At 45.0% G+C, this 25282-nt stretch carries 20 protein-coding genes; 8 read left to right on the forward strand and 12 right to left on the reverse strand.

The window, feature by feature from the left end; genetic code table 11:
* Positions 1-121: 121 nt before the first annotated feature.
* The 5 genes from QUA54_RS10335 to QUA54_RS10355 form a co-directional block, all read right to left on the reverse strand.
* Positions 122-1201, reverse strand: coding sequence for a hypothetical protein (locus QUA54_RS10335; RefSeq protein ID WP_333414505.1), 1080 nt, complete (start codon positions 1199-1201; stop codon positions 122-124).
* A gap of 76 nt (positions 1202-1277) precedes the next feature.
* A complete protein-coding gene (locus tag QUA54_RS10340; protein ID WP_333414507.1) occupies positions 1278-2255 on the reverse strand; it encodes a hypothetical protein in 978 nt (325 codons plus the stop codon).
* 55 nt (positions 2256-2310) lie between these two features.
* Positions 2311-2679 (reverse strand): hypothetical protein, encoded by a 369-nt coding sequence (locus QUA54_RS10345; RefSeq protein ID WP_172189322.1) that lies wholly within the window; start codon positions 2677-2679, stop codon positions 2311-2313.
* 58 nt (positions 2680-2737) lie between these two features.
* A complete protein-coding gene (locus tag QUA54_RS10350) occupies positions 2738-3439 on the reverse strand; it encodes a hypothetical protein (protein ID WP_333414508.1) in 702 nt (233 codons plus the stop codon).
* Between the two features lie 95 nt (positions 3440-3534).
* A complete protein-coding gene (locus QUA54_RS10355) occupies positions 3535-3801 on the reverse strand; it encodes a hypothetical protein (RefSeq protein WP_006634886.1) in 267 nt (88 codons plus the stop codon).
* Positions 3802-4054: 253 nt separating this feature from the next.
* Between QUA54_RS10355 and QUA54_RS10360 the strand changes: the two genes are divergently transcribed.
* The 3 genes from QUA54_RS10360 (at position 4055) to QUA54_RS10370 (ending at position 6034) form a co-directional block, all read left to right on the forward strand.
* Positions 4055-4378, forward strand: a complete 324-nt coding sequence (locus tag QUA54_RS10360) for a helix-turn-helix domain-containing protein (protein WP_172189318.1) — start codon at positions 4055-4057, stop codon at positions 4376-4378.
* A gap of 15 nt (positions 4379-4393) precedes the next feature.
* On the forward strand, positions 4394-5083 hold the full coding sequence (locus QUA54_RS10365) for an ImmA/IrrE family metallo-endopeptidase (RefSeq protein ID WP_333084758.1): 690 nt from the start codon (positions 4394-4396) through the stop codon (positions 5081-5083).
* Positions 5084-5191: 108 nt separating this feature from the next.
* The gene (locus tag QUA54_RS10370) at positions 5192-6034 is read left to right on the forward strand and encodes a YheC/YheD family protein (protein ID WP_333414510.1); all 843 of its coding nucleotides are present in this window, start codon (positions 5192-5194) and stop codon (positions 6032-6034) included.
* A 293-nt stretch (positions 6035-6327) separates the two neighbouring features.
* Here the strand turns inward: QUA54_RS10370 and argS are convergent, their stop codons facing one another.
* Positions 6328-8085, reverse strand: coding sequence for an arginine--tRNA ligase (gene argS, locus QUA54_RS10375; protein ID WP_333414511.1), 1758 nt, complete (start codon positions 8083-8085; stop codon positions 6328-6330).
* A gap of 351 nt (positions 8086-8436) precedes the next feature.
* Between argS and QUA54_RS10380 the strand changes: the two genes are divergently transcribed.
* The 4 genes from QUA54_RS10380 to QUA54_RS10395 all read left to right on the forward strand — a co-directional run bounded on the left by QUA54_RS10380 (position 8437) and on the right by QUA54_RS10395 (position 15286).
* Positions 8437-8832, forward strand: a complete 396-nt coding sequence (locus tag QUA54_RS10380) for a hypothetical protein (protein WP_333414513.1) — start codon at positions 8437-8439, stop codon at positions 8830-8832.
* 716 nt (positions 8833-9548) lie between these two features.
* Entirely contained in the window at positions 9549-10940 is a 1392-nt protein-coding gene (locus QUA54_RS10385) for a malic enzyme-like NAD(P)-binding protein (RefSeq protein ID WP_333199811.1), read from the forward strand.
* On the forward strand, positions 10941-11069 hold the full coding sequence (locus tag QUA54_RS10390) for a hypothetical protein (protein WP_333414514.1): 129 nt from the start codon (positions 10941-10943) through the stop codon (positions 11067-11069).
* A gap of 362 nt (positions 11070-11431) precedes the next feature.
* Positions 11432-15286 carry a PAS domain S-box protein gene (locus tag QUA54_RS10395; protein WP_333414516.1) on the forward strand — a complete coding sequence of 1285 codons (3855 nt, stop codon included), beginning with the start codon at positions 11432-11434 and terminating at the stop codon, positions 15284-15286.
* A gap of 10 nt (positions 15287-15296) precedes the next feature.
* On the opposite strand, the gene QUA54_RS10400 is transcribed toward QUA54_RS10395, so the two are convergent.
* The 3 genes from QUA54_RS10400 to QUA54_RS10410 all read right to left on the reverse strand — a co-directional run bounded on the left by QUA54_RS10400 (position 15297) and on the right by QUA54_RS10410 (position 18877).
* On the reverse strand, positions 15297-15791 hold the full coding sequence (locus QUA54_RS10400) for a GNAT family N-acetyltransferase (RefSeq protein ID WP_333414518.1): 495 nt from the start codon (positions 15789-15791) through the stop codon (positions 15297-15299).
* A 91-nt stretch (positions 15792-15882) separates the two neighbouring features.
* Complete coding sequence (locus QUA54_RS10405; RefSeq protein ID WP_333187268.1) at positions 15883-16479, reverse strand: tRNA isopentenyl-2-thiomethyl-A-37 hydroxylase MiaE; 597 nt, start codon at positions 16477-16479, stop codon at positions 15883-15885.
* Positions 16480-16687: 208 nt separating this feature from the next.
* Entirely contained in the window at positions 16688-18877 is a 2190-nt protein-coding gene (locus tag QUA54_RS10410; protein ID WP_333414519.1) for a tetratricopeptide repeat protein, read from the reverse strand.
* A gap of 99 nt (positions 18878-18976) precedes the next feature.
* On the opposite strand from QUA54_RS10410, the gene QUA54_RS10415 reads away from it, so the two are divergent.
* A complete protein-coding gene (locus tag QUA54_RS10415) occupies positions 18977-19645 on the forward strand; it encodes a glycosyl hydrolase 108 family protein (protein WP_333414627.1) in 669 nt (222 codons plus the stop codon).
* Between the two features lie 137 nt (positions 19646-19782).
* Here the strand turns inward: QUA54_RS10415 and QUA54_RS10420 are convergent, their stop codons facing one another.
* From QUA54_RS10420 to QUA54_RS10430, 3 genes are all read right to left on the reverse strand, one after another.
* Complete coding sequence (locus tag QUA54_RS10420) at positions 19783-19953, reverse strand: hypothetical protein (protein ID WP_333414521.1); 171 nt, start codon at positions 19951-19953, stop codon at positions 19783-19785.
* A 172-nt stretch (positions 19954-20125) separates the two neighbouring features.
* Positions 20126-20668: a GUN4 domain-containing protein gene (locus QUA54_RS10425; protein ID WP_333414523.1), complete on the reverse strand. Its 543-nt coding sequence runs from the start codon at positions 20666-20668 to the stop codon at positions 20126-20128.
* Between the two features lie 101 nt (positions 20669-20769).
* The gene (locus tag QUA54_RS10430) at positions 20770-25110 is read right to left on the reverse strand and encodes a DUF4347 domain-containing protein (RefSeq protein ID WP_333414525.1); all 4341 of its coding nucleotides are present in this window, start codon (positions 25108-25110) and stop codon (positions 20770-20772) included.
* Positions 25111-25282 lie beyond the last annotated feature (172 nt).

A 25282-nucleotide genomic window follows, 5' to 3' on the forward strand; every position in this document is an offset into this window, starting at 1 on the left:
TTCGTGTCCTCTTTGCCCTTGTAAGACTTCTATAAGCCTTGTACAGTCAGCTTTTCGCTTATTTTCAGCAAGCCCTATCTACTTCGTTTGTGTAGCCCCGGTTTCAACCGCCGAGTTTTATCTACTTATTTTTTTGCTGAGTCTTCGCTTGTTCGATCGCAATTTCCCTCACTGCTTGGAAAGAACTCAAATTCGATGAACCTTCAATCGCCTTCACCGCCAAATCTTGAACCTGTTTCAAAGCAGAATCCAGTTGTTTCGACAAGCTAGCAATCCGCTCATCTTGATTTTGAATTGTCTGCAACATCCCTTGAATTTGCAGTTCATAATTTTGCTTTTGCCCTTCGATATCTTTAGCAGACAAATCCGCCTTAACTTTAGCTTGATAATTGCCAATATTGCGGCCGTTATCTTTCCCGTTCTTGATATTAGCTTCCAGTTCTTTCGGGAAAGCTTCTACCTTAGCTTTAACCTCAGCATAAAGTTTTTCTCGTTCCGAAATAGATTTTTCGCGTTCCGCCCACTGTTTCTCCTGTTCCTGCTTAAATTCTTCAATTTCTTTGTACAGCGTTTGCTGGCGCTGTTCGTATTCTTCGATGTCCAGATTTCGCTGAAGATTCAAGTCGTAATCATACAACTCTTCATCCCGCTCGCGAGCTTTTTGGTGATTCTCATTGCGTTCTTTAACGGCCAACTTTTGGAGTTCCTGCTCTTTTTCCCAAGCTTGCCGGCGTTCCAACAATTCCTGTTCAACAGTTTCGCGCTGTTCGCTGAGTTCGCCAGCAAAAGTTTTCGCGCTTTCTTCGTACTGTTGAATTAAAGTGTCCAGCGTATCTTCTGCAACATCTTCTAAACTGTGTAACTCTTGCAGTTGTTGAATTTCCTCGCCCACAGTGCGCCGCAATTCTTCGACTTTAGCAGCTTCCGAAGTTAATTTTTCAGACAACTCGCTGACAGCGCCACCAAAGCCAAATTGCAGCAAAATCAAATTGTCGATTGTGGACTGCATTTTTTGTGGATTTTCAGTTAAAGCCATTGGTTTTGGTGCCTCCACAATAGGTTTTTCTGGGGCTGGTTTTTGCTTTTGGGAAGCGTTTAGCTGTTGGATTTGCGATTCTAACAGCGCTTTTTCTTGCGCTGCTTCCTTGTACGCTTCTAAAATTTCAGCCTTGGTGCTTTTGTCGCTAACTCTTTTGTTCATGACTTTTCATTCCTTAATAGTTGGGAAAATTTCTGTCATTTTTTCGTAAGGTGTGTATTGCACACCTTACTGGGTTTTAAGCTTTGCTGGCAAAAGCTTTGATTGCCAAATCTTGCGCTTGCTTCATCGTGGCTTGCAGTTGCGCGGAAATTTCGGCGATTTGTTCGGTTTGTCGCCCAATTGTCTGCTGTAGAGATTGCACTTTCAATTCATATCCCTGCTTGCTTCCTTCCCATTCTTTTTCCGCTAAATCTGCCTTGACTTTAGCTTCGCGGGAAACTTCTTGAATTGCTTCTTCTTTGGCTTTGACATAAGCCTGTTTGAGTTCTTCTTCAAATCCGGCGGCTTTTCTTTGATTCTCTTCAAACTCCGCTTGATTGTCGCTGAGGACTTTTTCCCGTTCCACCCAATTTTTTTCTTTTTCGCGGGTAGATTCTTGCAAATGCCGTTCTAGTTTGCGCTTCGTTTCTTCGTATTCGTCGGTTTCGATTTTGCGGCTGCGCTGTAATTCGTATTGGTAATCGGCTGTTTCTTCCTGACTGTCTTTAGTTATGAGTGCAGTTTCTTCTTGAATTGCTGCATCAAATTCTTGCTGTTCTTTTTCCCAAACCTTGCGCTTTTGGGTCGTGTCTTTTTCGATAATTTCGCGTTGGTTGGCGCTGTTTTGTTCGAGCAGGGTCAATTTTTCTCGGTGCTCTTGAGTTAAAATGTGGAGGGCGTCTGCTACAACTCTGATTTGCTGCAACTCTTGCAATTGTGCGGCTTCAATTTCGATCGCGCGTTTTAATTCGTCTAATTTTGAAGATTCCGCCTTCAGTTTTTCCGAAAGTCCGCTGGTGATGCTGCCGAAATCTAATTGCAAGTCTGCCAAGCCTTTGACTATGCTGTCAATTGTGTAGGTGGAAGCGACTTCGAGGACTTGTTTGTTTTTGGCTTTTTCGGCTGACTGTTCTTTGGTTTCGACTTTGGATTCGATCTTTTTTTTGTCGGCTAAAATCTGCTGAAAGTTTTGCAAAATTTGCGCTTTGCTATCTTTGGCAGGTGCTAGTGTCATAATGCTTTTTCTCCTGATTCTAACTTTTCGAGACTTTTGAGTGAGACGTTTTCAGTTATTGTGAGTTGCGGAGTTGGCTGAGAATGGCTTGGTATTTTCTGGCGGCATCGGATTTTTCTTCGGGATTGGCGCTGGCTAGAGTTTTGAGAATTTTCCAGCAGCGATCGCACCGATTTCCTTCCCTGCAATCGCACTCATCAATTATACTCAAAAGAGTACCTTTTAGCAATTGATTTTCGGCTAACAAAGCTCGGTAATTCCGCTGGACTGATTCGGCAACTAAAGTCATGTGTTGGAAGTCTTCGGTGAGACTTTCGATGTCGTTAACTGCGTCTGTCCGAATTTGGTCTAGCAGCTCAAGATTCTCTTTCAAACGGCTTTCTTGCAGGTTTGGTTTGGTTTTCAGGTTGGTTAATTTCTTCATTTCAGTTGTGGTAACAGTTATGGTAAAGGCGCGATTTAATCGCGCCTTTACAACAAAATTAGAACAAGTCAGCAGTTAATTGGTCTTCGGCTGGCGGTAGCGACATACTGCCGTTGGAATTCAAAGCCATAGCATCGCTTTCACCGCCAGCGTGAGCAGCCATCAAGCAGGCAATTTGCTGCGCCGGCAGGTTATCTAAACACACCATAGCTTTTGTTCCTTCTAAGTCAATCATCCGCGATTGATTGCTAGAATCTGACAAAACTGCTGCGGCTTGGTCGATAACCGCCCAATCTTTCCGCTCGTTCCAAGACCATTTTAAGCTGTAGTAGTTGATCGGTTTTACTACTCCGCTATCGTCGGGTTTTTGACCGGAATGTTTGACAAATTCGGGAATAAAAATTCCGGTTGCAGGCTCTACGCCGCGAGATTGAACTGATGCTACCAAACGGTTAAAATCGTTCAAGCTGCGGTTTTTGATGTAGGTCACCATGACAACTCCTTGCGGCAATTCGCCACTTTCTGCGACAAACCACAGTTGACCCCACAGTGTGTGGGAAGTTTGACCGAGGGAACCGAAGAATTTGGAGAATTTGAGGATTGTCATGGAACACTTGGAACCGTAGTCGGTGTCGCCGATCGCCCACTGGCCACTTTGGCAGTTATTGCGGACGGCGATCGGAATTTCCGGTACTAGCAAAGCATTGCTCGGTTTGGCACCAAATACTGAAAATGTAGGTCTTTCTTGTGTTTTAGTCATGGTTCGTTTTTCCTTATTTATTTATTGCTGCTTTACCGGGAATTGGTAATTGGTAATCCGTTAAATCTCGTACATTGCTCGCGGCAGAAATTCGATTACCTAATCAGATGTGTTGTCGCTTTTGGTTCTGGATAGGTATACTCAAGCATCGCCTCTTGTTGAGCTTTGATAATCCGCAGCGCGGCGAGCAAATGCTCTAACGTTTCTAAGTGCGCTGGGGTGAAGTGGATGCTGAAGCCTTCGCCATCCCGCGCGTAGCCGGGACAAACCAGTGAGGCTGAGCTTTGTTCTTCGTGGGTGGCGATGTATAGCCAGTCATCGTCTTCGAGCTTGTAATGCGTGTCTGTCCAGGTTCTCAGCATTTGCGATCTGCTCCTCCTTATTTGCTGCGTACAAGCGTTTTGACGCCCAGCGCTTCTCACTCCTCTGAATTTAAAGGCGCTATATGTAGCTGTTTCCTGGGATAATTTCCCCTTTTGACCCTACCAGGGCGGTTAACTTAGTTGATTAAACCGTCAACTAACTTCATGGTAGCGCGGGTTGATTTTCCCGTCAAGTCTTTTGTTGAACTTTTCATCAAAACAGGCTAGAATGCTTGTCAGGAGGCAAAAAACCGTGGAACAAACATTTGGAAGACTGATCCGTCAAGCTCGCAAGGACAAAGCTTACTCACAACGTGAGCTTGCAGCTATGCTAAGTGTGGACTTTACTTATTTGTCGAAGTTGGAGAACGATCGAGCCGATTATGCGCCAAAAGAGGACGTAATCCGAGCATTAGCGCGGAATCTAGACATAAACGAAGAGGAATTGATTTTCTTGGCGGGGAGACTGCCGCAGCAGTACGAAGCGCTGCTTAAGCAGAATCCCAAGGAAATGCAGGCTCTTTTCCGCCGGATGCAAGAAAATCCAGATTGGCTCAAACAGTCTTTTGAAGCGTAAGAGAGGCCCCTCATAGTGAGTATTTTTAAGCCGTATTGCTTCTATCCCAAAGAATCGATCGAGCGTTTGGCAAATGACATCTTGATGCAGATGCAGAAAACGCAAAATTTTGCTCCGAGATGGCCTTTTGATGCGACAACGGTTGCTGATTTTCTGGATTTAGGCGTAGTTTGGGAGTGCATTGAGCCGGATGAAGAAGGTGCGATCGCGGCGAGGATTTTGCCGCAGCAGCGGTTAATCGAAATCAACGAACAGATTCTCGAAAAACCGCCGGGCTTCATCGAATCGACGATCGCCCACGAAATCGGACACTGGGTGCTACACGTCAATCAAGACGAAGCAGACGGGACTGTGGAACAGTTGGAATTAAACTTGGGCAATGAAGGAAAAACCGCCCAGGATGTCGAGGAACCGTTTGTTTGTCGGGGTGCGAGTGCGGATAATAAGGTTTTGTCGATCGAATGGCAAGCGCAATATTTTGCAAGCTGTTTGTTGATGCCTCGGTGTATTTTGGAGGAAAAAAGACAGGGACGCGATTTAACAAAGTGGTCGCATTTATATAAAATGAGAGATGAATTGGGAGTGAGCATTTCCAATTTGACAAACCGCTTGCAAGAATTCGATTGGATTTACATTCCCAAGGGAACGCGCGAGATTTATGCCGGGAAAGATGCGGCAAACGGACAGCAGCGATTGTTTGGATAGAAGTGCGATCCTCTTCGAGGGCTGCGCTAACGAATTTGAGGTTTGAGATTGGGAAGCGATTCTCTAATCTCAAATCTTTAAAATTAATTTCTAATTAAGTTACATTTGATGCTAACCAATATTGAAATCCTGCTGGCAGCTTGTGAGGAATTAAATATCCCTTACGAAATCCTGCATCCTTCCCAAAACTTGATTAGACTAAAACAGGGCGGCAAAGAATATTATTTTGTCAATTACATGACGCCATTTAACAGCGCGTCAGTAGCAGAGATTTTTAAAGACAAAGAATATACCTATCAACTATTAAACGGCAAAATAAATACTCCCAGAACTCTCGGTTTTGTCTCGCCTCACTGCGAGGAGAAGTATAAAAAGTATTTGACTTTGCCAGATATTGAATCAATAGTTTTAGAAGTAAACAAAAAATTCGCTTTCCCGGTGATTCTCAAAAGAAATCGCGGTGCTGGCGGCAACAATGTTTTTTTGTGTGAAACTAGAGAGCAAATTAAAGAAGCCCTAGAAATTATATTTAACGTCAACAGCAAAGATTATGACTATGTGGCGCTAGCTCAAGAATATATCGAAATTGTCCACGAATATCGGGCTGTATTCTGCAAAGAAAAGCTAGTTTTGTTGTACGAGAAAGACAAATCTCAGGCTAAATTTGCGGGAAATTTAAGCCCGCTGCACTGGGAAGGTGCAAAAGCAAAACATATAATTAATCCCAATCTCATGTCGGAGATTGAAGATTTTGTTAAACCTGTTTTTGGTGAAATTGCGATTAATTATGCGGGGTTTGACATCGCACTAGATACAAAAGGAGCATATTGGTTGATTGAAATTAACTCAAGTCCTAATTACGATATTTTTGTCAGAGATAACGATCGCCAAATTGTCGTAACAATGTTTAAAGGCATTCTGGAGAGCTTGATTGTTAACAAAAAGCCGTGAAGGCTCGATTTTAGAGAGGCGCTACAATTAACTAAATTTAAATTTCAAAAAAAGTCAAAACCATGACAGCACAAATGTGAGAACTAGAGGGAACTTGGGAATAAATTATCGCCCTATCCGCTCCTCTTTCATCAGCGTTTATCAGCGTTCATCAGCGATTAAAATTATCTTATTTCTGGTTACATCGGTATTGTTCAAGACTTTGGACGGTGCGTGAGTCCAAATAGTCTCATCATCGAGATTCAAATATTGATTGCTCTCGCGCACCCTACAGCTTTTAAGGAGTTAAAAAATTACATTCTTTCCAATACTTTAATCCCCAACAACTCCAAACCTAATTTCAAAGTTCTTGCAGTCAAATCGCACAAAATCAACCGCGAAGTCCGCAACGGTTCCTCAGCTTTCAAAACCGGACATTGCTCAAAAAATTGATTGAACTTTTGGCTCAATTCAAACAAATACTGGCAAATCCGATTCGGCAACAAATCGCCGCCCACAGCATTCACAACTTCACTCAACTGCAATAAATGTTTGGCTAAAACCAACTCTGCATCAGACTGCAAGATTACTTTCGCACCAGCATCTAAATTATCAAAATCAATCTCACCTTTGCGGCGAATTCCCTGGACGCGCACGTAAGCATACAGCATATAAGGAGCGGTATTTCCTTGCAATGCGAGCATTTTGTCGTAACTAAAAATATAGTTGCTAGCGCGGTTTTGACTTAAATCGGCATACTTAACGGCACTCAAACCAACTGTTCGAGATACGTTAGCAATAAATTCCTCACTTTCTTGTCTTGCTTCGGCTTTTAATCTATCTTCTAAATCTTGGCGCGTGCGGACGATCGCCTCATCTAACAAATCCTGCAACCGCACTGTTTCCCCAGAACGAGTTTTGAGTTTTTTGCCGTCTTCTCCCAATACCAAACCGAAGGGAATGTGGACAATTTCGACATCATCAGGAATCCAACCGGCTTTTCTCGCTACTGCAAATACTTGGGCAAAATGGTTGGCTTGTCCCGAATCGGTGACATAAATTAAGCGCTTTGCATTGTCTTTTTGGATGCGGTAGCGCACTGCTGCTAAATCTGTTGTGGCGTAATTGTAGCCTCCGTCGGTTTTTTGGACAATTAGCGGCAGTGGTTCGCCTTCTTTATTGGTGAAACCGTCTACAAAAACGCATTTCGCGCCGTCACTTTCTACTAGCAAACCTAAGTTGGTTAAATCTTCGACTACTGCGGGCAATAATGGATTGTAAAACGATTCGCCGCGTTCGGTTAATTTGATATCGAGCAAGTCGTAGATTACTTGGAATTCGCGGCGCGATTGATCGCACAGCAATTTCCAAGCGCGGCGGGTGTCTTCGGCGCCTGCTTGCAGTTTTACTACTTCTTGGCGGGCGGTTTCTTTGAAGGTTTCGTCTGTGTCAAAGCGCTGTTTTGCTTGGCGGTAGAATGCGACTAAATCGCCTAAATCTAGGGCATCAGCGGTTGTGAGGGCTTCAGGGTGAACTTCGCGCAAATATGCGATCAGCATTCCGAATTGGGTGCCCCAGTCGCCGATGTGGTTGATTCTGAGTACGTCGTGGCCTTGGAATTCGAGGGTGCGGGCGATCGCATCTCCGATGATTGTCGATCGCAAGTGTCCGACGTGCATTTCTTTGGCTATATTCGGACTCGAAAAGTCGATCGCGATTGTCTGAGGCGTTTTGGCGGCTTCAATCCCCAAACGCGAGTCGGCGGCGATCGCACTAATTTGCGCTTCCAAATAAGCCGGTTTCAGCTTCAAATTGATAAAACCTGGTCCGGCGATTTCTGGGGTTTCGCAGATGTCAGTAATATCTAGGTTTTCGATGATTGTCGAGGCGATCGCCCGTGGGGGCTTTCCTAACTTTTTCCCCAAACTCATCGCCGCGTTGCACTGAAAGTCCCCAAAGTTGGGATTGCTGGCGGCGGCTAGCATCGGATCTGCACCTGCATAACTTTCGCCGAATGCAGCGGTGAATGCTTTTTCAAATCTTGCTTTTAACTGTTGGGCGATCGAGTTCATGTTTAATATTTTGATTGGATGTTTATTTTAAACTCTAAATTAAGCACTTTTTGCCAATAATACTCTTACTACTTACGTAATTTCCCTCTCTCCCTCTCCTCCTCTCCCCCTCTCCCTCTCTCCCCAGTTATTAGGAAATTTTGTAGTTAGCTGTGAGCTGCTGATGCGATCAAAATCACTGGCAGTGGTAACACAGAGTACATTTTATCACAGTTGCGATCGCTACACAAATTAAAAAATGTCACATCAAGTCCATGATCTCGATCGCTAAATCATTTTGTTAAATCCCTTACATTAAGGTATGTTAAAATTTTTTCAAGGCTCCCAAAAATCCTACGAAAGGAAGTAGTTATGTTATCTCAACCTATTTTTGGCGATCGTTCTCTGACCCAAGCCTTTTATCAAGCAGTAATCGATCGCTTCTACGACGGTTTCAGTCTCTCAAGCCAAGCACTATTACGAGAGTGTACTCTCGGCTTCGCTCCATGTCCCGATGGAGTCAAAACCTTTTTCATCATCGCGCCGAGTCTGGATGCAGCAGAGCAACTAATTGAAAAAATGGACAGTATTTTGGAGCGAGTTGCCGAACTCATGGCAGGAGTCGGACAAGTGGCCCTGTGCATACTTCCGGCCGGCAGCGAGGCAGAGCAATCAGTCGATATGCAAAACTTAGAAAAAGTTCCCCCGGATTGTCTGGCTTGCAAATTCTTTACTATTAGATGTGCCGATGCTGCGGCCGATCGATAAAATTGACAGTTAGCAACCAGCAACTGTACACGGTTCGGCTGAACCTGTGCCTGTGCCGGCGCGGGGTAGATTGTCTGTTAGTTACAGTCCCTGGAATTATCGGGCAAAGAGTGCAGGTAATTAGATCGTTTGCCAGGTTGCACTCGCAATCCTTGGCAAGTGTTAAACAAGCAGGCAAAATATATATATCAAATGCCCGCTTGTCAGTCGCTCAGATTTTTACCTGCAGGCTCAAACAGCCGTGCATCTACTTTTTACCTTCCGAATAAAGGCCATCAAAAAGCCGCATCAACTCTTCTGGGTGTCTCGCTTCAAAAGACAGCAGCAGAAATTAGGCGGTATCGCTGGAAAATAGAGTTTTGCGAAATATCTGCTCGTGTTCAGAATAAGCAGAAATATTATCAAAAATAGATAAGACTTGCGCGCTTTTACCTCAAAAACCAGGTTTCTAGCCCCACGCTTCCTATTCGCGGTTCGCGGCGAAGTTGACAGAAAATAGGCTGTTTGTGGGCGAGTCACAAGCTATACACAAAGCAAAGCTCAACTCAAAAAAAGATGAGTTTCCCAGCGACACCCTTGGCAGTGCAGAGCGATCGTATCACAGGCTCATAGAAGTTGTTAAAAATTTCAGTTGAAAATTTGAATTATTAAATTTTATGCCTAACATTGGCGATAAAATCTAAGATTGAAATTCTCAAATCTGAAATCAAGGCATCATGGTAAAACTGACACCAAATCCCAGCTTTAGTTTAACAATTCGGGTTGCTCTGCCGAACCAGCCGGGAATGCTGGCAAAAGTTACCAGCGCGATCGCATCTGTCGGCGGCAACTTCGGCCAAATTGACTTGATCGAGCAAACCCGCGCCACTACAGTTCGCGATATCACCGTCGATGCTTACAGCATCGAGCACAACGAAGAAATACTCCAAGCAGTGAAAGCGCTGCCGGATATCAAAGTGATCGATGTGTACGATCGCACTTTCAACTTGCACCGCGGCGGAAAAATCAGCGTAGTTAGCAAAATTTCCCTCAAACGCCAGTCTGATTTGGCAATGGCATACACCCCTGGAGTCGGCCGCATCTGCACGGCGATCGCCAATGACCCCGAACAAGTTTACAACCTTACAATCAAACAAAATACTGTTGCCATTGTTACCGACGGTAGCGCAGTTTTGGGACTGGGAAACCTCGGCCCTGCCGCCGCACTGCCAGTCATGGAAGGCAAAGCCATGCTATTTAAAGAATTTGCAGGTATTGACGCCTTTCCTATCTGTTTGAATACCCAAGATACCGAGGAAATTATTCGCACAGTGCAGAATATCGCCCCGGTTTTTGGTGGCGTTAACCTCGAAGATATTTCTTCTCCCCGCTGCTTTGAAATCGAAGCAAGATTGCGGGAAACCTTAGATATTCCAATTTTTCACGACGACCAGCACGGCACTGCGATTGTTAGTTTGGCAGCATTAATTAATGCCTTGAAAATCGTCAAAAAAACCATAGCAGAAGTGTGTATCGTGATTAACGGAGCCGGTGCGGCAGGAGTCGCGATCGCCCGGTTGCTGCGTAAAGCAGGTGCGGAAAACATCATCATGTGCGACTCCAAAGGCGTCCTCTCCCAAGACCGCACGGATATGAACCCAGAAAAACTAGAATTTGCTGTGGCTTCGAGCGGTACTTTGGAAGATGCGATCGCCGGTGCCGATGTATTTTTAGGGGTCAGCGCGCCCGGAGTGCTCACCCGTGCGATGGTGCGTTTGATGGCCGAAAATCCCATTGTTTTTGCAATGGCAAATCCCATTCCCGAAATTCAGCCAGAATTAATTGTGGATGATGGGGTAATCATTGCCACCGGACGCAGTGACTACCCGAATCAAATTAACAATGTTTTGGCATTTCCGGGAATATTTCGAGGTGCTTTGGACTGCAAAGCTGCCACGATTACGCCCAGTATGTATTTGGAAGCAGCTTACGCGATCGCCTCTTTAGTCAGCCCTTCCCAGCTTGACAAAGAGCACATTATACCGTCGGTTTTTGACGAAAGAGTTGCCATTGCTGTCGCCGGTGCAGTACAGTTGGCGGCCAGATCCGAAGGTATTGCCCGCGATTAATTGAAGGAAGAAGGAAGAAGGAAGAGGGAAGAAGGAAGAAGGAAGAAGGAAGAAGGAAGAGGGAAGAAGGAAGAAGGAAGAGGGAAGAAGGAAGAAGGAAGAAGGTGGGAGGGAAGATACTATGTATAAATTAATGGTCTTTGTACCAGTTTTGTACTTCTTCTTTTGTAATTTTTCTGGTTTTTTCTCATTCCCTCTTTCCTCCTCCCTGTTGATTATTACTAATTTTTGTTTCCCCATCCTGTCTTTTTCCTCAACATCCATCCGTTAAATCCAGTACAGGGATCGTTGCCGAACTACCCTCGAACCTCGAACCTCGAACCTCTTCCTTCTTCCCTCGAACCTCAGCATCCATCCGTTACATCCGTTACATCCGTTATACAATCGGTTGCCGAACTTCCTTCTTCTCTCTTGCTTAATCAAGGATAAAAGTCACAGCAATACACAATATAAAAAGATATAATTAAATAACTCAAGCCCAGCTATGTCAGATGCAAAGCCAGTTAGGAAAAGCCAAGCGCGATCGCTCCCGCCGCCAATTGTTAGAACTCAGCCCGATCGGGTTGGCATTGTGCCGGACGGACGGGACTTTTCTCGACGTAAATCCAGCTTTTGCAAGTATTATCGGCCGCACAGTTGCAGAAACTCTCCACCTCAACTACTGGGAAATTCAGCAAACACAGTGCGCGCGCCCAGAAAAATCTCTAGAATGTCAAGCAAAAAATAGCCACACGCACCTGTGCGAAGCAGTATACAAACATAAAAACAACCATCTCGTACCCGTGCGAGTTTGCGAGCGGGCAATTGAAACAGGGGGAGAGTGCGCGATTTGGCTGAGTGCTGAAGAAATTTTTAATCCTCAGCCTCAAAATAGCGAGCCGCTGGAATCAGCGCCCCCGCACAGCAATTCACATCTAGAAAAATTGCTCGCAGAGCAGACTGCCGAACTGGCAAAAACTCAGAAACTACTCGAAGAAAAAATCGCCGAACTGGAACAGACCAAAGAAAAATTGCGTCTCCAAAGTCAAATTATCGATCAAATTCAGGAGTCGGTGATTTCTACAGATATAGACGGCTCGATCGGCATTTGGAATCAAGCCTCCCAAAAGTTATACGGCTATCAAAAAACTGAGGCTATCGGACAGCACATTTCTCTAATTTACTCGCCAGAACAGCACGAATTTTTGTTAGATCAAGTCATCAAACCGCTACAAAAAAAAGGCGAGCCAGAAATAGAAGTTATAACACGCCGTAAATCGGGAGAAAATTTTTACTCGCACCTGATGCTTTCGCTATTGAAAGACAGCACGGGAGAAGTTGTCGGGATGATTTGCTATTTAACAGATCTCAGCGCTCGCAAAGCTTTAGAACAAGAATTAGCACAGAGACAAGCACTATTTGATGCCTTTTTTAAGGAGGCGCCGGCGGGGCTTTGCATTTTGGACTCCCAACTGCGGTACGTGCAAATTAACCAATTTATAGCAGAAATAAATTGCCTGAACCCAGCAGAGCACATCGGCAAAACTGTACGCGAAATATTGCCGAATATCGCTCCAATTGTAGAGCCTTTATACGAACAAATTTTGAGAACGAAACAACCCCTAATTAACATCGAGATGAGTTGTGAAAATCCAAGACAACCGGGGTTAGTCCGACACCTGACAGGCTCTTATTTTCCCCTGCTCGACAAAGATGGCGAAGCGATCGGCATCGGTGCAGTCGTAGTTGACATTAGCGATCGCAAACTTGCAGAAGCTGCACTGCAAAAAAGCGAACAGCTTTACCGCACTATGGCAAGTAACTTTCCTAACGGTGCGGTGATGTTGTTCGATCCAGAACTGCGCTACACGCTGGTAGAAGGTACAGAATTAGCAGCAGTGGGGCTTTCTAAAGATTTGATGGAAGGCAAGACAATCTGGGATGTATTCGAGCCAGATGTTTGCGCTTATCTCGAACCAACTTATCGGGCAGCACTGGCAGGAAAAACAGTTGTTACAGAAATGATTTACAGCGATCGCTTCTACCTCGGTTATGCTTTGCCAGTCAGAAACGAACGGCAAGAAATCATCGGCGGATTGCTAATGACTCAAGACATTACGGCTCGCCAATTAGCAGAAGAAGCGCTGAAGGAAAGTGAGGAAAAATACAGGTGCATTGTCGAGACAGCCGACGAAGGAATTTGGATCGTAGATGCGGAGGGTAAAACTACTTTTGTCAACCAAAAAATGGCCGATATGCTCTGCTGCACCCCAGAGGCAATGATCGGGGAGTCGCTCTTTGCTTTCATGGATGCAGAAGGTATGGCGATCGCACAAATCAGTCTCGACCGCCGCCGTCAAGGAATTAACGAACAGCACGATTTTAAGTTCCGTCGCCGAGACGGCAGCGACTTGTGGGCGATAGTTTCTACTAAATCTTTGGCAGACAAACAGGGATGCTATGTGGGTGCTTTGGCAATGGTTGCCGACATTACCGATCGCAAGCAAACAGAAGCCGCATTGCAGCAGTCGGAAGCCAAATTTCGATCGCTATACGAATTAACCAGTTTGCCTGTTTTTATGTTATGTGACAATGCCATCACCGATGCCAACACAGCCACTCTAAAACTATTTGGCTGCACTACCCCGCAACAGTTGTACGGCAAAAACCCCGGCCAACTGTCGCCTCCTTTCCAACCTAACGGCAGAGATTCTTTGAGCTTGGTTAACGAAGTGATAGATCTCGCCTTTGAGCGGGGAAACCACCGTTTTGATTGGGTTCACCAGCGCTTAGACGGTACTGATTTTCCCGCAGAAGTCGTGCTGACAATCATCGAGGTGGGAAATGAAAAAATTATCCAAGCAGTTATTCAAGATTTAACGGATCGCAAACTTGCAGAAGAAACTTTAGTGCGATCGGAACAAGCGCTCATACAGCAAGCTCAGCGAGAACTGCTGCTCAATCAAATTGCCAATCAAATCCGCACTTCTTTGGATTTAGACACGATTTTAGAAACCGCCGTTCAAGAAATTCGCAATCTGATGCACCTAGATTTGTGCATCTTCACTTGGTATCGCCCCAACAGCAATCCTCCGGTTTGGGAGGTAACTTGCGAAGCGAAGAATGCAGATTTGCCGAGTAGTCTCGGCACTTATCCTGTAGACGACAAATCTAGTCTCGTAGTGGGACAGATTTTGCGGCGAGAAATTCTGCGAATTGATGATGTCAGCACTTTTGAAGATGTAGAATTGCGCGAACTTTTCCAGGCTTCAAAACTTCAATCAGTGCTGTCGCTGCCAATTCATACTGCTTCCGGCGATATTGGAGTGATTACCTGCTATCAGGTTATGTCCGTGCGAAATTGGAGCGACTCCGAAGTCGAACTGATGCAAGCAGTGGTCGCTCAAATTGCGATCGCGATCGACCACGCCGAACTGTACACCCAAACCCGCACAGCGGCCCGATTAGCTCAAGCTCAAACTCAACAGCTAGAACAAACTTTGCACGAACTCCAACGCACCCAAACTCAATTAATTCAAAGTGAAAAAATGTCGAGTTTGGGACAGTTAGTAGCAGGCGTCGCCCACGAAATTAATAACCCTGTTAATTTTATTTACGGCAATCTCAGCTACACCAGCGAATACACTCAAAAGTTGCTAAAAATTCTGCAACTTTACCATAAGGAATACCCGCAGCCAACCGCAAGAATTTTAGAGGCAAGAGAAGACTTTGAAATTGATTATCTTGTTGAAGATTTACCCAAAATTTTAGCATCTATGAAAGTCGGAGCAGATCGCATCCGCGACATAGTTTTGAGCCTGCGGACTTTCTCAAGACTTGACGAAGCCGAAATGAAACAAGTTGACATTCACCAAGGCCTTGAAAGCACGCTGCTGATTTTGCAAAACCGCCTGAAAAATAAACCCGATCGCCCGACAATTAATGTGATTAAAGAATACGGTAATTTGCCTTTAGTTGAATGTTATCCCGGTCAGTTAAATCAAGTATTTATGAATTTGTTGAGCAATGCGCTAGACGCCTTGGAAATGGAGATGAATAGATCCGATCGCACCGCCAAAAATCTCGCAATTACGGTTCGCACCCAAGTAACGGACAATAACTTCGTTGCGATACGGATAGCTGACAGCGGCTCCGGGATGAGCGAAGATGTGAAAAAGCGCTTGTTTGACCCATTTTTCACTACTAAACCCATTGGCAAAGGAACTGGCTTAGGATTGGCGATTTCGCACTCTATTGTAGTAGAAAAACACGGTGGCAAGCTTTCTTGCAATTCTGTATTGGGAGAAGGTTCGGAATTTGCGATCGAGATTCCTCTGCGGCAGAAAAAAATTAAAGTTAGCGGGTAATTTTTAGTAATTATAGCTTTTTTATAGCTAGAGATTTTACGTAAACCCGATCGCACCTTTGCGTCTCCACACCAGTTGTCGGTAGATATCCGCTATTTTCGTACAGTTTAACAGCTTCTTTGAGAATGCTAGCAGTTTCTATCCAGATTTCATCAAATCCGCAAGCGATAATTTTACTTTCCAATTCTTTCAGTAAAAATTTCCCCAAACCCTGTCCCCTTGCTGCTGGCAAAATATACATTTTGCGAATTTCCACAGCATTATTCCCGCGCTCAATCGGATAGTAAGCCGCCGTACCCACTATTCGATCCTGCCGTTCAACTACCCAAAATTCGCCACCTTTATTCTGATAGTGCAGTTCTACATCATAGACATCTCGATCTGCCCCGTGAGGTTCGCATTTTAAACCGTACTCTGCTAAAACATCCCGAATTAAATAGAAAGCTTCAGCGCGATCGCGCGTTTCCCAGGAACGAATTAAAAAATCCAGATGTTGGGTTTTCATTGGTGGTTGAAATGTATATTTATTTTTTGACTTTAGCAACTGTAAAATTACTGATTTTTTGTGTTTTACAGTTTTTAAATGCAGCTAACTTTTAACTGTGAATTCTCGGTTCAGGATGAAGAATTGCTAGTAACTCGCTCTCTACTAATGATAATTCCTCCAGCCTGTCAACCACAAGAGCGCGATCGAAATAAGTTGTTGCTAAAATCCAATATACCCCGTAATGGCGCGCTTCCGAAGCCATCAAACTGCGGTAAAACTTAGCTAATTCCGCGTCTGGACAGCGATCGCCCAGCAGCCCCAACCTTTCGTGACTGCGCGCTTCTATCAAACCAGAAACCAACAAAGAATCCAAAAGTCTTTCGGGTTCCTGCTTGCGAATTTGACCGGACAAACCAGCACCGTAGGGAGGTGCAGCCAAAGGGCCCAAAGCTATGCTGCGCTGTTCTAAGCGCTGGTTGACTTGCTCGAAATGCTCTAATTCTTCGCGGGCGATCGCCGTTAGCATCCTCACCAATTTTTCTCGGGCTGGGTAGCGAAACATTAAATTTAACGCTACTCCCGCTGCTTTCCGTTCGCAATGAGAATGGTCTAATAAGATTGTATCTAAATGGGCGATCGCCTGTTCTATCCAAGCTTCCGAAGTCGGCTGTTTTAAAAACTTAATCGTTGGTAGTGTTGAACTCATACCATTTTAGATTTTAGATTTTAGATGACGAATGATATCGTTGACCTTTACATCGGAACGATAGGCAACCGAGGACACGGCAATGCCGTTTCCCTACCCAAAATAATCCATCTTCCTTGATGAAAAATGTAACCATCGCCAGATTAATTGTAGGGAAACGGCATTGCCGTGTCCGGCGCGGGGACTAGGACGCGGCATTGCCGTGTCCCTACTTTTCAAAATTGATTTTACACAAATTTTCAAACACCGCATACATATCTCCAGCAAACTTTTTCGGATTCCACAGCGGCGACAAATTGGCTCCATCTTTAGATTTCACCAACTGTGCTTTAATTGCGTTTCTCAATTCAGGATCTTTACCAAATTTTACACCCAAATCCACATACTCCGACCAAGACCAAGCCACACCAGCTTCAATTCCCAAACCCTGCAAAAACGAATAACCCATTCTCGACAAAAACTGCTCTCCTGTGCGAGTCACCACCGGCAAATTAAACCACAAAGCCTCTAAAGTGTGAGTTCCTCCGTTGTAAGGATAAGAATCTAACAAAACATCGGCCAGCAAATAGATAATTCTGTGTTCTTCCTCAGTAGCAAATCTCGGCAAAAACTTAATTCGGTGCCGGCCGACTCCTTCAGCTTCGCAAGCTTGGTGATACGCACCCTCAAACACGGCAGCATCGCCTAAAGCTTTGTGAATTAAGATACTGTTCGGCACTTCTTTGAGAATCGCAATTTGTGCTTTCACCAACTCGCGATTAAATTTTCTGCCGGGAGCGACGCACAGGTAAACTATTTGATCCAAACCGATCCGATTCGACTTTCTCAATGCAACCGGATCGACTCCATATCTCTGAAAACCTGACACAGCTACAAAGGAATCCGGCATCCTAATTAGCTGCTCGTCATAATATTTTTCTCGGTCTGCTGGGTGCGAGTGCCAGTCTGTAAGAAAGTAATTTTCCGGCGATATGTAAGGCGCATCAAATCCGAGCCAAGAAACACAAACTGGTGCGGGTTTTTGGTAGAGAATGTCAGCGTGAACTGGTACGCTGAGAGAATCTAAATCGACTAAAACGTCCAATTCATCTTGCTGAATTTGGTCGATAATTTCTGCAGAATTGGCAAGTCCGTTCGGGTACGTTTTCGGAAAAGTCAGTTTGCCCAAACTTTCAAATTGCTGAGTGCGATCGTCAGGAACAATTCTTTCGGAAGCGTACAAATACAAATTGGGTGTGATGTCGGACAATTCGCGAATGATGTCAGCGCTGCACCAACCTACAGAATGGCGGCTGAAGTGATTGGACAAAAAGCCGATTTTTAACTTGCTGGATGGGGCATTTGGTTTGAAACTGTAATTTGCGGGTTGAGAAAAATTAGGTTTGATACATTTGTCGATATACTTTTGGGCAATTAATCTGTAAAGTTTTGAGTTGGCAGCCAAGTCATCTCGCAAATAAGGCGTGCTGAATAATAAGTTTGCATAAAGCGATTTAATTTCTATCGAACTAGCGGTTTCTAAGTTTTGCTGCAAGTACGACTCTAGCTCTAAAAATCGATCGCCCGCAATTTGATTCAATCCCGACACTTGATAGGTGCTGACGAAGTAAATCGCGGTCATAATAGGATCGGTTTCGGCACACATTTGGCTGTATTTGTGAACGGCTTGCCGCGCTGCCGCTAAATCGCTAGTATCTCTGAGGATGCCGCACAAATGTTGGTGAGCCGAAATAAAATCGGGTTTAATTTCTAGAGCTTTTTGAAGGTTGGGTATTGCGTCTTTAAATTTGCCTTGGTGGCGCAAAACTATGCCAATTTGACAGTATGCTTCGGCTAAATCGGGTTTGAATGCGATCGCCTGCTGCCATGCAGCCACCGCCTCATCTAACTTCCCTTGCCGCGCTAATTTATCTCCTAAATTTAAGTGAAAATCTACCTCAGCCAGATGGGGATTGAGTTCGAGAGCTTTTTGCTCGTATGCTACCGCTGCATCCGGCTGCCCCTGCTGCTTCAGTGCGCCTGCCAAATTCCAGTAAGCAGCAGCCAAATTTGGTTTGAGTTCGATCGCCTTTTCGTAATTGACAATCGCCTCCACCAAATGCCCTTGTTTGTAGAGCATACTGCCCAAATTAGCATAGGCCTCAGCAAAGTCGGGATTCAGGGCGATCGCCTCAGAATAAAACCGCATCGCTTCCTCAATGTAGCCGCTTGCTTGCTGCACATTCCCCATTGTCACGTAAGCCGCCGCCCAATCCGGTTGCAATTCCAGAGCTCGGCGACAAGCAGCGACGGCTGCTGCTAAATTGCCTTGAGAGTAATACATTTCTGCAACTACTGTCAGCGATGCAGCATCTTCAAATTGGGGTGTTTCGGATTGGTTGCGAAAATCGGAATTCATTTGGCGGCCTATCTGTGCTATCAAGTTAAAGGTTGAATCTATATTATTTTGCAGAGTAGCAGTTTTAGCGGAACTACGGGCGATCGTCACAGAGAATTTATGAGCGACAAGCAAGCGACACAGCGCCAACATAACATCAAGTGGAAACCAAACCTCCTGCTGGGGATACTCTTGTTAACCTTAGCAATTCCCTTACCCTTTGCCCAAAAGACTTTCGCACAGCAGCAGCAGACAGCCAGCTTTAGGCAGAAATTATTTCAAACGGCTCTTTATTTCACCCTCTATTTTGAGGGCGGATTCAGCAATCACCCAGCCGATAAGGGCGGCAGAACTTATCGGGGTGTCTTGCAAACGGAATACAACGCTTACCGCTACAGTCGTGGGCTTCCGCCCCTCGACGTGACGCAGATGTCGGAAGCAGAGCTCCTAGAAATTTATAAATATTACTGGGATTCGAGCCTCTCGGGCACGATGCAGCCGGCTTTGGCGATCGTCATGTTTGACACTGCCGTTAATTTCGGTATTAATAACTCAATTACCTTTCTTCAGCAAGCCTTAGGATTGCCGCAAACGGGAGTTTTTGACTCGCGCACCAAGGAAGCATTGAAAGCCGCTAACAACAAAAACACGGCGCTGCAAATGATTAACGAACGGATTATTTACCGCTACAAACGGGTGCAAGAAGATCCGACTCAGATGGCTTTTTTCCGGGGTTGGCTGAGCCGAGATTACAGTTTGTGGGGCTACGTGAACAAGCTTAAAAATTAAGCCGATTCATTTGTCAATAGACCTTTGAGGGCGGGCTAGCAGAGCCCATCCCACAAGAAAATTTAATATTTGTGGAACAGGCATCTTGCCTGTTGCTGATATTTATGGAACAGACCGGAAAGCCTATTTTATAGAAATTATTGGTTGCGAAACTCTACTTCGTTTTCGAGAATCCGCACATCAAAATGAGCAAGGAAATCTTGTCCTAAAAGTCCTTCGTTTGCTCGATCGCCGATCCCAATTTGGATATTGCGTACAATGGCAGTTTGCACTGCTAAAGATTGAACCCAGCCTAAGTCAAATGCCACAACGCTTATATTTCTAAGCACATATAAATTGCCGGCCCCTTCAACAATAATAGCTTTTTAAAGGAAGCAGAAGTATGAAAGCAAAAGAACGTAAAACGATCTCGCGCTTTAGATACCCGACTTCTTTAAGAAGTCGGGTATCTGAGTATTCTGTTTTTTTAGGTTTGTCTACTTACTTGCCGCAATTAGCAAAAGTAGAGAACAAGTTATAACCTTGAACTTTCCAGGCTTGCCATGTATTCCGGTTGCCAAAAAGAATCTGCATAGTTGCATCTCCATCAACGTAGCTTTGCCAACCTAATGCAGCAACAGTTGGGTACTGAGCTGGAAAATCCCCTAGCATAGGAGTTACTTGCGAGCCTAGTTTCCATCCTACCTTTTCGCTAAATTCTTTAATTTCACCTTCGCAAGTTTTACAATTTAAACCGTTGCCCGCCTTCTGCCAAATCTCTAACTGCGGGGTCAAGCCGTATTTGTTATTGCTGTGTTGCATCCACAATTGGTCGATCGCGCGGAGGTTAGGACAAGACGTGGGGTTGTTGCGGAGTATAGAGACGGTTTCGCGATCGGCGTCGTCCCATTTCTTAGCTTCTAATAAGGTTTGTAGTTGCCTGAATTCGCTGCTGGTTTCTTGTGCGCGAGCCCGAAAAGCTGGCTGCAAAACAGCAACAGATGCGGTGATGAATACTAGGGTCATTTTTCCAAATTTAAACATGATTCTCCTCCCGGCAAAAGTGATTTAACGAATAATTCGTTTTTAGTGCCTACCTCATTTAGAAGGGCAACCACAGGATTGCCCCTACGCGGGATTTGGATCTAAAGCAACACAAAATCCGATGCAGTAATCGAACTATTCAACCCAGTCACTGTTGCCAAAAGTTGACCAGTTGATGTAACTTTCAGCAACGTTCCTCCCGCAGTTTGACTAATTTCTAACTGCTGGAAAGTCAAACCGTTATCGAGCGCAAATTGATCAATACCCACCTCAAAATCAAGCACCGTATCCGAGCCGGTACCTGGAGTTAACAAAAAGCGATCGCTCCCGCTACCTCCGGTCAGAAAATCATCGCCATTTTCACCGCTGAGGAAATCATCTCCCGCGCCCCCAAGCAAAGTATCATTGCCCTTACCGCCGTACAAACTATCATTGCCTGCACCGCCTTCCAAACTGTCTGTACCGCGGCCTCCAAATAAGATGTCATCGCCATCGCCACCTGTCAGCGTATCGAGTCCCCGGCCGCCGTAAATGCTGTCATTGCCAGCGCCACCATCGAGGGAATCACTAGCTTTTCTGGCACTGATAAAATCGTTACCGCTGCCGCCGATTAAAGTATCGCTATCATCAGTACCGACAAGATTTTTGCCCTCATCACCGAGAATTTCAGGAGAAGTATTGACCACTTCAATATCGCCTTGCACGATCGGAGTAGGGGCTGGAGTAGGGGCTGGAGTCGGTAGTGGATTTCCTTGAATTTTGGCAGTTAAAAATTCGCCAGTATTTTCGGAAACTACCTCGGCGATGGGTTTTGTGCCGGCGGCTGCTGCTTCAAGGTCGATCGAACTTTCACCTAATGCTACTTTTTGGACTTTGGCAATTTCCAAGGGAATAAACTCAGGCAAAAAGTTAGATTTAACTCGATCGGTCTTTTGATTGGCCTCAGCCGTTACCTTCGCTGCTTCTGGCGCAAGTTCGGAAAGTTTTTGAGTGTCGAGATTAGTATCAATTTGTTTGACGTTGGCAACAGATTGCTCGATAATGCTTTCTACCTGTGCCGAATCGCTCAAATCGAGGGAACCGCCGGATTTGATTTTACTGTTAATTGCCCCGACAACAGCTTTGGTAATGGCACCATTATCAGCCGTAGATGCACCGTCTATTAGACTGCTGGTTTGGGTAATGAGGTTTTGGACTTTTGTCATGGCGACTAAGGTTTCAACACCGCCCGGTTCATTTTTGGCCGTAGAGGCGATCGGATCTAAGTCGATCAAGTCAACTCCCGCAGGAATAGACAGAGTAGATTTAACTTTTGACTCGGCTTCACTCTGCGTCATTCCCCCATCCATCAAATCAGTTACCAAACTGGTTAATAGAGTAACCACAGCGGCATCTGCAGGTGCTGAAACAGGAGTTTCCAGCGGCAAACCAGTGGCAGTATCCGTCCCGCCAAAAGCCACTAAATTCCCTTCTTCTGCGTCAAAAATTCCATTTTTATTCGTATCAAAACTGTCCGGGATGTCGAGTTCGTATTCGCCATTAGCATCAGTCGTTGCATACGGTTCGCTAGCATCTTTGACACCGTTTTTGTTGCCATCAAAAAAGATAGTCGCACCCTCAATATAACCATCAACAACCGCACCCTTTTGACGAGTTCTTAACAGAATGACATCGCTAGCAGTTGCACCAGCTTTGTCCGTTACTGTTAACTTAATGTTCAGAGACTTCGCTTGAGTATTGTCGCCGCTGAAAGTACGGGTATCGGGATTGAAAGTCAGCCAAGTCGGTAAAGGTTGACCGTTCTCTAGAGTTGCTGAATAAGTCAGTTGGTCGCCCGGATCTGGGTCTGTAAATGCCTTTTCTGGAACCGTATACTCAAATTTCGACGACTTGCTGACACTCACATTGCTGAAGTGCCACGGAGTTGTCTCCGGGCTTTTGTTTAGCTGCGGCGGGCGGTTAGTTTCGGTGTTGGTGACGCTGACATCCGCTGCATTGAGGTTGTTATACTTTGGATCGGTGCTGACAGCAGGGGCAGTGACAATTGTGTAATTTTTATTGCCATCTGCTACCTTGTCGTCAATGCCTTTTACTATTACTTTTTGGGGTTGATTCCAATTAGCAGGAGTGAAAGTAACAGAGAATGGGGAAATGATTCCTTCTACTGTATTGGAACTACCTAAACCAATGGTAACATCAGCCGTGGGTTGGCTGTTGAGTTTGACAGTAAATGTGTCAAGGCCACCTGCTTCTGTAGTTTTTAATCCCGTTGTCGGGCTGACGGTGATGCCAGCAGGTGTTGTTGGTGTTGGAGTTGGTGTTGGAGTTGGAGTTGGTGGTGTTGGCGTTGGCGTTGGTGTCGGTGTTGGAGTAGCGGATGTAGTTGGTGTTGGAGTTGGTGTTGGAGTAGCGGATGTAGTTGGTGTTGGAGTTGGTGTTGGAGTTGGTGTTGGTGTTGGTGTAGTTGGCGTGTTGCCAAGAGTGTCATCGTCTATAATCGTACCCTTAACGGTAGCAGTAGTAATGGTAGGTTTGGGGCCTGGTGCGATCGGATTTGACAAAGTAACGATAATGTCTTCATTGCTTTCTGGTAATGTATCGCCCAAGACATCCATAATCAGGGTTTTGGATGTTTCGCCCGGAAGAAATTTGATTTGGCCTTTGACACCAGTTGCCCCAGAAGTCCCGCCAATATTGTTGTAATCGCTGCCGTTAGTAGCATTGCCAGTAATGTCATAACTAACACTGCTGCTAAATCCAAGATTGCCACTGCGAGTCACCGTGAAAATGGGATTTTTTACACCCGTGTTGCCTTCAGTATCGCTAGCAGCATTGATAGTAATAGCGTAAGAAACGGCCTGATTAGCGTCTAAATCGTTGAGCAAAACCCTGATATCTCCAAGGGTGTTGCCAATTATATCGGCCTGGTTGTCTGCGTTAATGTCTATGATTTGAGTGTTAATACCAGCGTAAGGAACTTCAGAGTAAGTATTAAAGCCACCCGTACCGTCTCCCCACACAATGATACTTGAATAGGCATTAGAAACCAATTGATCGAGTTTTTTGTCGTCGTTAAAGTCTGCCAAACGAACTGAATATGGGCTGATTGCTGACTCGTAATTAGTGGTAGAACCAAAGCTGCCCTTGCCATCTCCAAATAAAATAGAAATGCTGTTAGAGCCACTATTTGCAGTTACTAAGTCCAGCTTACCGTCGTTGTTTACGTCTCCGACAGCTATAGAAGTGGGGGATGTTCCGACATTAAAGTTCATGGCTTGAGCGAAACTGCCTTTACCATCTCCTAAAAGTACGGAAACATTATTAGAGTTCTTATTTGAAGTTGCTAAATCGACCTTTTCGTCACCATTAAAATCTGCCACAACGATGTCGTTGGGAAATTGTCCTACACTAATATCAGTCGGTTTACCATAGCCACCTTTGCCATCTGCCAACAGTATAGATATCTTATTTGATTCGGAGTCAACACTAACTAAGTCAAGATTGCCATCACTTTTAAAGTCTCCCCAAAAAACGAAGTTGAAAGCAGAACCCAAATTCAAGTTAGTGGGTGGACTAAAGCTACCTTTGCCGTCTCCTAATAAGACAGAAAAGTTTTGATAACTCAAGTTCGTAATGCCTAAATCAAGCTTTTTGTCACCATTAAAGTCTCCTGTAAAAAAGTCGTAAGGTGCTACTCCTAAATTAGTTGTGGGGCCAAAGTTAAATGTCCCATTGCCATTTCCAAAGAAAATGCTAATGTTGTTTGACCCAATATCCATAGCAGCTATGTCAGCCTTACCGTCACCGTTAAAGTCTCCGGCGATGACATTAGTAGCATAATTTATGGGATCGTAGTCAGTAACTTTAAAGAGTGAGAGAACGTGGCTGTAAGTGGCTAAGACCTCTGGTTTCAAGGCTAAAGGTGTTTTGATTTTTCCGGTTTTGATTTCGAGTTCCCAATCGCCGCCGAGGGTCGCACTTCCTGTCAGATTCTGGGAGGCGGCAACGCTGGCTCCGGTTAGTTCGCTCAGCCTTTTGACAAAGGCCATACCTGTGTCGCCTGCTGCTACTTGGCAGCCATAAAGCAGAATTTCTGGTTGAATCTGTTCTGCGCTAGGGCTTGGAAATTGCGAATTTTCTGCACTAATTGGTGTCGCAAACCACTGCTGTAAAGAAGTGCGATCGCTCTCAATGCTATCTGTATCGAAATTGCTGCTGCCCAATTGCAAGCAGCCCGGCGATCCGTGGGAAATTATGTGAATTGCGGAGACACTGCGATTTTGCAAGGCTTGGGCAATTTGTTCGATGCCACTGCGACGGGCATCTAGTTGAATGACTTCGGTTTCTGGGTTGATGCCGTTGGCTAAGATTTGGGATTCGGGTACGGCGCTGTCGATAAATGCGATCGACCTTGTAATTGTCTGAGTGATTGAGTTTGCCATGATACACCTCTAAATATTTTGCTTAAATTGGGTACAGTCAAATTTGCGATCGGCCGATCCGGGAATGTATTCCCTAGTGAAAAGTTGTCATTGATATAATGATCGAAACTATAGATAATGTCAATTCATAAAAGTCATAACTTAAAGTCATAAAAGTCATATTTGTAAAAAT

The organism is Microcoleus sp. MOSTC5 (assembly GCF_036701825.1).
Classification (GTDB): Bacteria; Cyanobacteriota; Cyanobacteriia; order Cyanobacteriales; family Microcoleaceae; genus Microcoleus; species Microcoleus asticus.